This window comes from Candidatus Eremiobacteraceae bacterium (assembly GCA_035314825.1).
Taxonomy (GTDB): domain Bacteria; phylum Vulcanimicrobiota; class Vulcanimicrobiia; order Eremiobacterales; family Eremiobacteraceae; genus JAFAHD01.
This window is the reverse complement of the sequence record DATFYX010000089.1, coordinates 52140-61799: the sequence shown is the minus strand read 5'-3', so window position 1 is coordinate 61799 and position 9660 is coordinate 52140. Positions and strand designations below refer to the sequence as shown.

The following is a 9660-nucleotide window of genomic DNA, read 5'->3' as shown; positions in this document are numbered from 1 at the left end:
TCATCGCGGCCCGTTATGCGGGTGTCACTTGCCACCAGGGAGGCGACCAATGAACGCAAGGATGCTGCCCATAGCCGGCGGCGCGGCCATCGCGGCGCTCGCCGGAGCGCTCATACTGTACAACGCGCACCCGGTGCGCGGTTCAGACCACCAAGACTCTCCGACCATGATCGCGCGGCCCGGCGCGGACATCACCGACGTGTTCGTGTTCCCGCCGCCGACCGGCGGCGCCGAGCAGAACAACAACGTCGTGCTCGTCATGGATGTGAACCCGCTGATCCCGATGGGCCAGTCGGGCAGTTTCGCGTTCGATCCAGCCGTCATGTATCAGTTCAAGATCGCGCTCGGCTCCGACACCGCTGAAGATCTCGTCATCCAGTTCAAAGCCAGCGGCTCGGGGACGGGGCAGACGCTGGCGATGTACGGTCCGGCGAAGCCTAACGCCGTCGGCACGACCTCGACATTCGTCGGACAGACGGGCACGTTCGCGTTCAACACGCCGGCGACGCTGACGCTCAATGGCAAGAGCATCCAGGTGTTCGCAGGCCCGCGCGAAGACCCGTTCTTCTTCGATCTCGCACGCTTCTTCATGATCATCCCGGATCGCAACTACCAGAACCAGCCCAACCCGCCGCCCCCGAGCGCGAGTTCGTTCCGCGGATTCCCGAATTCGGGCACCACGACGACGTGCGATCACACCGCTGCGCAGGACTTCTTGTCGACCAACGGTTTCAACGTGCTCTCGCTGGTCGTCGAGCTGCCGCGCACGCTGCTCGCTCCCTCGTCCGGAACGCCCGGAGTCATCAAAGTCTGGGCGACGACCAGCACCACGACAGGCTCGTAGGAGGTTCACTGACCATGCGCATCATCACGACACTAGGGCTGTGCGCCGTCGCGATCGCCTCCGTGGCGGCCGGCGCGTGCTCGAGCTCATCGACCACCAATACCACTCCGGGCCCGCAATCGTACGTGCAGATCGAACGCTTGGCGAGGCCCGCGGTCAAAGAGGCGTTCGAGGCGTATGCGCGCCACGATCAGACCAATCGCAGCTCGCCGTTCTCGGATCCGGTGCTGCCCGGCGACATCAACTCGTTCATGACGTCGGTCGCCGGACGCTCGGCCGCGACGGCGAACCTGACACAGAACGTGTTGATCCCCGACGTGCAGGTGGCCGATCTTTCCAAGACCGGCGTGGGCGCGGGCTATCTCGGCGTCGAGACGTCGCCGGCGGGCAGCGGCATCAGTCCCTTCGGCGGACGCGGCCTGCACGATGACGTCATCGGCCTTTCGTTGAGCGTCATCTTCGGCAACACGCTCTCGGCGCTCGGCTTGGTCGCCGACGACGGGAAAGAGTCGCCGTGTCTGGCGACCGACAACGTGCCGTACGGCGGCAAGCATGACACGGCGACCTTCCCTTACGTGGGCTCGCCGCGCTGACTCAAAGGGAGCATCGCACCACCGTGAAGCGGGCCGATGATCGGCCCGCTTCCTTGTTTGCTTGGCCGCCCAAATAAGGCCATTAATTTCGCAAGGTGGGACGTCGGAACGGCCAAACCCGCATAGCCTCGTCCCTGCCCCGCCTAGACGTTCTGACCCCGCGTGGCGAATACGTACTATCGCCCATACGGGCGGCCGCACAACGCCACACCAGGAAAGCCACACCATGCCCCCGCGCATAGAGAACTCCGCGCCGACAAGCCAGCGGCTGCGCAATGGCCTGCGCGTCGTCGCGACGCACACGCCCCATTCCGGCACGCTCAGCATCGCGCTCGCGCTGCGCGCGGGCTCGATCTACGATCCGCGCAACGCCAACGGGCTCGCACATTTCCTCGAGCACCTCATCTTCAAAGCCACGCTGGATTACTCGCGCCCGCAGCTGGCGGCCGCGATGCAGCGCTGCGGCAATCGCTTCGATCCCTCCACCAGCAAAGAATTGATCTCGATCTCGGGCAGCGTGCCGGTCGGTAAGGCCGACCAGGCGCTCGATCTCATCAGCAGCGTCGTGCGCCGCCCGCTCTTCGCGCCTGCCGATATCGAGACCGAGCGCAAAGTCGTGCTGGAGGAGCTGCGCGATTGGGAAGACGATCCGAGCAAGCGCATCGAGGTGCTCACCGACGAAGCGCTGTGGGGCTCGCATCCCCTGGGCCGCGACATCGGGGGCACGCCCGCCACCGTGCGCGACATCTCGCGTACGCAGGTGCGCAATTTCCACCGCAAGCTGTTCCATCCGCGCAACGCAGTGCTGAGCCTGGCCGGCCCCTTGAGCCGTCGGGAGCTGTTCGACGCGGCGCAACGCCACTTCGGTTCGTGGCGCGCAGCGCCGGACGCGATCGTGCCACGAACGCCGCTCTTCGCTACGTACCAGCCGTCCATGCACCTTGCGCGCCGCGCCAAGACGCTGCGCCGGGCGAACACGCAACAGGTCTGGTTCTCGATCTCCACGACTACGCCGTCCTACCCCGACGGCTACGACGCGGTCTTGCGCACGCAACTCGCGCAGACCATGATCGGCGAAGGTGACGGCAGCCGGCTGTGGGATGGGCTGCGCGAGAAGCTCGGGCTCGCGTACGAAGTCTACGCGACGCAGGACTTCTACGGCAACGTCGGCGTCATGAGCGCGATGGCCGCGGTCGGACGCGGCCGCGCCAAGCAAGCGGTGCGCGAGATGCGGCGCATCCTCGAGGACACGCGCCACGGTTTTTCCGCCGAGGAATTCGACCGCGGCCGCGAAGCGTTCGCGTCGCAGATCTCGCTCTACGCCGAATGGAACGCCGAGATGGCGCGCCGTTATGCCGAGCTGGCGCTCTTCGACCAGCCGCTGGTCACGCCAGCGCAGGAGCTCGACATGCTCGCCGGCGTGCGCGCTTCGGACTTCAACGATTTCGTCAAATCGGCGATCCACTGGGAATCCGGCGCGCTGTGCGCCATCGGCGCCGCTCCGGCGCTCGAGGCGATCAGGAAGTAGGCCGCAGCGAACCCCGTGCCGCCTCGACGATAAGGCGCGCAGCACCCTCGATGCCGAGGCGCGCGGTGTTGACCACCAGATCGTAATGGCGCGGGTCGCGCCAATCCGTCACGCCGTAGTGCTCTTTGTAATAAGACGCGCGATGTTGGTCCGACTTGCGCATCTCTTTGAGCGCGTCGTCGGACGAAAGCCCCAAGCGGGCGGCGATGCGCGCTGCGCGTTCGGCCCCAGGCGCCGAGACGAACACGCGCACGACATCGAGCCGGTCTTTGAGCAGCAAGGGCGCGCCGCGTCCGATCACCACCAGCGACTCGCTCGCCGCGCGTTCTTTGATGATCGTCTCGGTGAGCTGTACGAGATGCTCTTCGGACCAGTCGGGCAGCCCCTGTGAGGACAGCGATTCCGGATACGCGGCGGTGATGCCGCGCAGCACGCGCTCGGTGAAGCTCTCCACCTGCTCGTCGCGCTGCGCGACGTAGGCCTCGGGCGCACCGATGCGTTCGGCGACCAGATTGACGATCTCGTTGTCGAGCAGCGGTATCTCGAGCGCCGCTGCGACCGCTTCCCCGACGCCGCGGCCGCCGGCGCCGAGCTCGCGCGCGATCGCGACGATCACCGGCGTTACGCCGCGGGAGCAGCGGCGATGAGCTTGCCGCCTTCGCGTTTCATCGCATCCATCGCGACGCGCCGCGTGATGTTCGCGCGCGACAGGTCGAGCGAGACGATCCACGTCAGATCGTCGCGCTGGTTGTCGCCGGGACGCGGCGGGCGAGGCTGGCCGCCCGGCGGCACGGCGAACGCCCCGATGGCCGACGCGTCGATGCCCTGATTGCGGAACCAATCGATCGCGCTCGTCGCGTAGCGCATCTGCGGAAATCGCGCGGCGATGACCTGTGACTGTGCCATATGTCGGCCCAACCATTTCGCACGGGCGGGACCCCGCCCTCCGCTCCGATAACTGTAGTCGCGCCCTCTCGAGGGCGGGAGAAAAGATGCCAGGCACGACGCCCATCACCGTCGCTTACGGCGACGGCATCGGTCCCGAGATCATGAGCGCGACGCTCGAGGTGCTCAAGGCCGCCGGCGCGCGCCTGCAGACCGACGTCATCGAGATCGGCGAGAAGGTCTACTTGGCGGGCAACCCGGCCGGCATCGCGCCCAGCGCGTGGGAGTCGCTGCGCAGCACCAAGGTCTTCCTCAAAGCGCCGATCACCACGCCGCAAGGCGGCGGCTATAAGAGCCTCAACGTGACCACGCGCACCGCGCTCGGCCTCTACGCCAACGTGCGCCCATGCGTCTCGTACGCGCCCTACGTGAAGACGAAGCATCCGGTGATGGACGTCGTGATCGTGCGCGAGAACGAGGAAGACGTCTACGGCGGCATCGAGTACCAGCAGACGCACCAGATGACGCAGGCGCTCAAGCTCATCTCGCGGCCCGGCAGCGAGCGCATCGTGCGTTACGCGTTCGAATACGCGCGCCGCAACGAGCGCAAGAAAGTCACCTGCTTCACCAAAGACAACATCCTCAAACTCACCGACGGGCTGTTCCACAAGATCTTCGACGAAGTCGCCAAAGAATATCCGCAGATCGAGCACGAGCATTGGATCGTCGACATAGGCGCCGCCAAACTCGCCGATACGCCCGAGGCGTTCGACGTGCTCGTCCTGCCGAATCTATACGGCGACATCCTGTCCGACGTGGCCGCGCAGATCACCGGGTCGGTCGGCCTTGCAGGCTCCGCTAACATCGGCGAGGTCTGCTCGATGTTCGAGGCGATCCACGGTTCGGCGCCGCGGCGCGCGGGTCAAAACGTCGCCAATCCTTCTGGCTTGATGCTCGGCGCGGTGATGATGCTGGTCCACATCGGACAGGCGGATGTCGCGACGCGCTTCCACAACGCGTGGCTGCGCACGATCGAGGATGGCATCCACACGTACGATATCTATCGTGACGGAACCAGCAAGCAGAAAGTCGGCACCAAAGAATTCGCTCAGGCCGTGATCGCGCGCCTCGGGCAATCGCCGCAGCACCTCAAAGCGGTCGCGTACAAGGACGTCGCGCCGGAGAAAGGCGCCGTGTTCGCGGCGCTCGCCACCGACAAGCGCAAGAAGAAGACGGTCGGCGTCGACGTCTACCTCGACTGGTCGAGCGGCACGCCGGACGAGCTTGGCGCGGCGCTGTCGAAAACCGCAGGCGACGAATTGGAATTGAAGGCGGTCCTCAATCGCGGCACGCGCGTGTGGCCTAAGGGACTGCCTGAGACCCTGTGCACCGACCAGTGGCGCTGCCGCTTCGTCTCGCGCTCGGGCGGCGACGTGTCGCACGCGCAGATCACGCGGCTGCTGCAGCGCGTGGCCGATGCCGGCTTCGATTTCATCCAGACGGAATCGCTGTGCACGTTCGACGGCGAGCCCGCGTTCTCGGGCATCCCGGGCGAGTAGCTTCTACTTCACCCGATAGCCCAGACCGACATACGGGCCGTCGCGCACGAAGTTGAACGTGCCCGTGCGCCGCACGTTGGTCGTCTGGTAATAGCCTACCACGAGGCTCAGCGCCGTCTTGGGGAACGCGAGCGAGCCTCCCAGGTCGAGCTCGTTGGCGCGAAACGAGGAACCGACCGAACCGCTTGCGGGGTTGTTCGGATCGGCAAGCGGATAGGTCCCGGTCTGATTCGGAAAATAGTAGAACGAGCCGTACGGGCTGAGCAGATGTTTGGGATTGGGCGCCAGTTCGACGCCGACGCCGAACGCGGTCAGCCGCGGGAACCCGTAGTTGTTGAACGAGTTGCTGTACGCCAGCCCGAAATACACCGGTATTCTCACCGGTTGATACTCGAGCCGGATCTCCGATTCCGCGTCGGACGCAGTGAAGACGGGCATGACGACTTGTGCGGCGGGATATGAGATCACCGTGCCGGGCGCCCCGCTTGCCGTCGTGCCGTTCGCCTGGCTGGTCGAGAGATCGCGGTAGTACAGATACGCGGCGCTGAAGCGTCCGAAATACGCTTGGGCCTTGGCCGAATACGATCCGGACAAGTGGTCGCCGTCGTCAGTCGTGACGCCGTTGTACGTGTCGCCGAACGTTGGCGTGTACTGTAGATATCCTGACGGCGTCAGCGCATTCGCGGCCAGCGCCCGCGCCGGCGGCGCGAGGGAAACGATCGCCAGCAACGCCACGACGAACAAGAACCGCATCTGACGCCTCCGGAACGGTAAGGAACGCTGGGCTCACCCTTGGTGAGTGCGCACGTGAATCCTTGCGCGGCGCGCTCTGCGTAGGCCCGTGCGAACGGCCTGCCGAAATGGCTGGGGCTATGACGAAGATCGACTCGTTCAAGAGCACGGCGACGCTCGACGTCGACGGCAAACGATCCACCTACTGCCGGCTCGGCGCGCTGAGCGACGCCGGGGTCGGCCACGTCGACAAACTGCCGTTCTCGCTCAAGGTGCTGCTCGAGAATCTGCTGCGCTTCGAAGACGGGCGCTCGGTGACCGTGGCGCATATCGAAGCGCTCGCCTCGTGGGATCCGAAACGGCCTTCGGATCGCGAGATCGCCTTCCGCCCCGCACGCGTGCTGCTGCAGGACTTCACCGGCGTGCCGTGTGTGGTCGACTTGGCCGCTATGCGCGACGCCATGGCCGATCTTGCGGGCGACCCGAACAAGATCAATCCGTTGCAAGACGTCGAGCTCGTCATCGATCATTCGGTGCAGGTCGACGCATACGGCTCGCTGCAGGCGTTTCAGATCAACGCGGACCTGGAGTTCGCGCGCAACGGCGAGCGCTATCAACTGCTCAAGTGGGCGCAAGACGCGCTGCGCCGTTTCAAAGCGCTGCCGCCCGACACGGGCATCGTCCACCAGGTGAACCTCGAGTATCTCGCGCGCGTGATCTTCCGTGAAGAGCGCGACGGCCAGACGTTCGCCTATCCGGACACGCTGGTGGGCACCGATTCGCACACGACGATGGTCAACGGTCTGGGAGTCCTGGGCTGGGGCGTCGGCGGCATCGAGGCGGAAGCGGCGATGCTCGGCCAGCCGGTCTCGATGTTGATCCCCGAAGTCATCGGCTTCCGGCTGCGCGGCAAGCTGCCCGAAGGCGCGACCGCGACCGACCTCGTGCTCACCGTCACCGAGATGCTGCGCCGCAAGGGCGTGGTCGGCAAATTCGTCGAGTTCTTCGGCGCCGGATTGAGCAATCTGAGCCTGGCCGACCGCGCGACGATCGGCAACATGTCGCCGGAGTACGGATCCACGTGCGCGATCTTCCCGATCGATGAAGAGACGCTCAAGTATATGCGGCTCACCGGCCGCGCAGATGCGCACGTCGCGCACGTGCGCGCGTATGCGCAGGCGCAAGGGTTGTTCCGCACCGATGCGTCGCCCGAGCCGCTGTACACCGACGTGCTCGACCTCGATCTGGGCAGCGTCGAGCCCAGCCTCGCAGGACCGCGCCGTCCGCAAGACCGCGTGCCGCTGCGCGGCGCCAAGCAATCCTTTGAGACGGCCATGGAGGCGTTCGCGCTTGGACGGCCCGCGCCAAAGACGCCGGTCGTCGCCGCCGAGCGCTGGGCTGAAGAAGGCGGCAGCACGCTCACCGCGGCGCAGGCGCGCCGGCGAGCCACGTACACCGGCGAGAACGGTGAGGAAGCGGAGTTGTGCGACGGCGCCGTCGTCATCGCCGCCATCACCAGCTGCACGAACACGTCGAACCCGTCGGTCATGGTCGGGGCGGGACTGCTCGCCAAGAAAGCGGTCGAAAAAGGCCTCGTCTCAAAGCCGTGGGTGAAGACCAGCCTCGCACCCGGCTCGAAAGTCGTCACCGATTATCTCAAGAAAGCCGGCCTGACCCCGTACCTGGAAAAGTTGGGATTCTACCTGGTCGGCTATGGCTGCACGACGTGCATCGGCAACAGCGGCCCCTTGGCCGAGCCGATCGCCGCGGCGATCACCGATCACGATCTCGTCGTGTGCGCCGTGCTCTCGGGCAATCGCAACTTCGAAGGCCGCATCCACCCGCTCGTGCGCGCGAACTATCTCGCGTCGCCGCCGCTCGTCGTCGCGTACGCGCTGGCCGGCACGATGGAGATCGACCTTGCGGCCGAGCCGTTGGGGCACGACAGCGCGGGCAAGCCCGTTTATCTGCGCGACATATGGCCGACCTCGGCGGAGATCAACGCCACCGTCGCCGAGTGCGTCGCCGACGCGATGTTCAAGCGCCGCTACGCCGACGCGTTCGGCGGCGACGAGCGTTGGAAGTCGCTCGAGGTCCCGAAAGGCGATCGCTTCGCGTGGGATCCGCAATCCACGTACGTGCGCAAGCCGCCGTTCTTCGACGGCGTTACCGCCACGCCGCCGCCGCTGCGCGACATCGTGGGCGCGCGCGTCCTCGCGCTGCTCGGCGACAGCGTAACGACGGACCACATCTCGCCCGCCGGTTCGATCGGCAAGAACAGCCCCGCCGGCAAGTACTTGATCGCGCACGGCGTCGATCCGCAGGACTTCAACTCGTACGGTGCCCGGCGCGGCAATCACGAAGTGATGATGCGCGGCACGTTCGCCAACGTGCGGTTGCGCAATCTGCTGGCGCCCGGTACCGAAGGCGGCGTGACGCGCCACCTGCCCGACGGCAAAGAGATGACGATCTACGATGCCGCGATGCAGTACGAGCGCGAAGGGGTACCGCTTATCGTCATCGCCGGCAAAGAATACGGTTCTGGCTCGTCGCGTGATTGGGCAGCCAAAGGGCCGCGCTTGTTGGGCGTCCGTGCAGCGATCGCGCAGAGCTTCGAGCGCATCCACCGCTCCAACCTCATCGGCATGGGCGTGCTGCCGCTCCAGTTCGAGCCGGGGGAATCGGCCGCGTCGCTCGGCTTGACCGGCGACGAGTCATACACCATCGAGGGAATCGCCGGCGGGATGAGCGTCGGCAAGAGGCTCACGGTGCGCGCAACGGGCGCCAACGGGGAAAAGTCGTTCATCGTCATCGTGCGGATCGACACGCCCGATGAGGTCGAGTACTATCGCAACGACGGCATCTTGCCGTACGTATTGCGGCAGTTGCACGCCTCGCGCTAGCGGGGGACGATGAACAGCATGCTCGACGACGTCATGACGCCGGACGATCAAAGGATAGCCGGCGCGGGCGCGACTTGAGCGAACTCGATCGGGCTGCGGGCAAGGGCGCACCGGCATGCAAAGCGCCCGTCCACCCTTCATTCTTAGCGGGATGGCGGCCCGGGACAGCGAAACCCGGCAACCGCATGTTCGTCAGGTGGCCGCGCACGCTCGCCTTTGGGTTCTTCGTTTCCGCCTTCGCTGTGCTGGCCGCCCAAGCGTCTGCCGCCTGCGTGGTAGCGCTCGGCGATCATGTGATGCTCGCTTCGCAAAGCCCCGATCCCGACGTCTTCGTCTGGGATTCGTCGCAGCGTTTGGCGGCATACCTCCAGGGAGACTACGACACGGAGACGGTGCTGCGCCACACGGTATTGGCCCAACCCGGGACAAAAGCGGTTGCGGTCGGATGCAAGGAGGCCGCTGCTCGCCCGAAATACACCAGTTCGAATCTCGATTTGGTCGGCGTGAAGCTGACCGACGGACCGAACCGCGGGCACTACGGCTGGGTCGTGGCAGACGACATCCGCCGTGCCGACGGCAAACCGGTCACCCAGCCTACGCCGTAATAGTGATGATG

9 protein-coding genes are annotated in these 9660 nt (G+C 65.8%); 6 read left to right on the top strand and 3 right to left on the bottom strand.

Features of this window, described 5'->3' with window-relative positions:
- Positions 1-49 precede the first annotated feature (49 nt).
- The 3 genes from VKF82_12935 to VKF82_12925 all read left to right on the top strand — a co-directional run bounded on the left by VKF82_12935 (position 50) and on the right by VKF82_12925 (position 2965).
- Entirely contained in the window at positions 50-844 is a 795-nt protein-coding gene (locus VKF82_12935) for a DUF4331 family protein (protein ID HME82961.1), read from the top strand.
- 14 nt (positions 845-858) lie between these two features.
- Positions 859-1437, top strand: a complete 579-nt coding sequence (locus VKF82_12930) for a DUF4331 family protein (protein HME82960.1) — start codon at positions 859-861, stop codon at positions 1435-1437.
- 226 nt (positions 1438-1663) lie between these two features.
- Positions 1664-2965: a pitrilysin family protein gene (locus tag VKF82_12925; GenBank protein HME82959.1), complete on the top strand. Its 1302-nt coding sequence runs from the start codon at positions 1664-1666 to the stop codon at positions 2963-2965.
- Here VKF82_12925 and VKF82_12920 read toward each other — a convergent pair.
- Complete coding sequence (locus VKF82_12920; protein HME82958.1) at positions 2955-3581, bottom strand: cytidylate kinase-like family protein; 627 nt, start codon at positions 3579-3581, stop codon at positions 2955-2957. The genes VKF82_12925 and VKF82_12920 overlap by 11 nt on opposite strands.
- A gap of 5 nt (positions 3582-3586) precedes the next feature.
- On the bottom strand, positions 3587-3871 hold the full coding sequence (locus tag VKF82_12915; GenBank protein HME82957.1) for a hypothetical protein: 285 nt from the start codon (positions 3869-3871) through the stop codon (positions 3587-3589).
- Positions 3872-3957: 86 nt separating this feature from the next.
- On the opposite strand from VKF82_12915, the gene VKF82_12910 reads away from it, so the two are divergent.
- Positions 3958-5409 carry an NADP-dependent isocitrate dehydrogenase gene (locus tag VKF82_12910; GenBank protein ID HME82956.1) on the top strand — a complete coding sequence of 484 codons (1452 nt, stop codon included), beginning with the start codon at positions 3958-3960 and terminating at the stop codon, positions 5407-5409.
- Between the two features lie 3 nt (positions 5410-5412).
- On the opposite strand, the gene VKF82_12905 is transcribed toward VKF82_12910, so the two are convergent.
- Complete coding sequence (locus tag VKF82_12905; protein ID HME82955.1) at positions 5413-6162, bottom strand: hypothetical protein; 750 nt, start codon at positions 6160-6162, stop codon at positions 5413-5415.
- 119 nt (positions 6163-6281) lie between these two features.
- Between VKF82_12905 and acnA the strand changes: the two genes are divergently transcribed.
- Positions 6282-9044, top strand: coding sequence for an aconitate hydratase AcnA (gene acnA, locus VKF82_12900; protein ID HME82954.1), 2763 nt, complete (start codon positions 6282-6284; stop codon positions 9042-9044).
- A 185-nt stretch (positions 9045-9229) separates the two neighbouring features.
- Positions 9230-9649, top strand: a complete 420-nt coding sequence (locus tag VKF82_12895) for a hypothetical protein (GenBank protein ID HME82953.1) — start codon at positions 9230-9232, stop codon at positions 9647-9649.
- The last annotated feature ends 11 nt before the right edge of the window (positions 9650-9660 follow it).

What these genes read in the sequence shown, in the direction of transcription:
- VKF82_12935 (HME82961.1), top strand. Translation starts at nt 50, where the DNA reads ATGAACGCAAGGATGCTGCCCATAGCCGGCGGCGCGGCCATCGCGGCG.
- VKF82_12930 (HME82960.1), top strand. Translation starts at nt 859, where the DNA reads ATGCGCATCATCACGACACTAGGGCTGTGCGCCGTCGCGATCGCCTCC.
- VKF82_12925 (HME82959.1), top strand. Translation starts at nt 1,664, where the DNA reads ATGCCCCCGCGCATAGAGAACTCCGCGCCGACAAGCCAGCGGCTGCGC.
- VKF82_12915 (HME82957.1), bottom strand. Translation starts at nt 3,871, where the DNA reads ATGGCACAGTCACAGGTCATCGCCGCGCGATTTCCGCAGATGCGCTAC.
- VKF82_12910 (HME82956.1), top strand. Translation starts at nt 3,958, where the DNA reads ATGCCAGGCACGACGCCCATCACCGTCGCTTACGGCGACGGCATCGGT.
- VKF82_12905 (HME82955.1), bottom strand. Translation starts at nt 6,162, where the DNA reads ATGCGGTTCTTGTTCGTCGTGGCGTTGCTGGCGATCGTTTCCCTCGCG.
- acnA (HME82954.1), top strand. Translation starts at nt 6,282, where the DNA reads ATGACGAAGATCGACTCGTTCAAGAGCACGGCGACGCTCGACGTCGAC.
- VKF82_12895 (HME82953.1), top strand. Translation starts at nt 9,230, where the DNA reads ATGTTCGTCAGGTGGCCGCGCACGCTCGCCTTTGGGTTCTTCGTTTCC.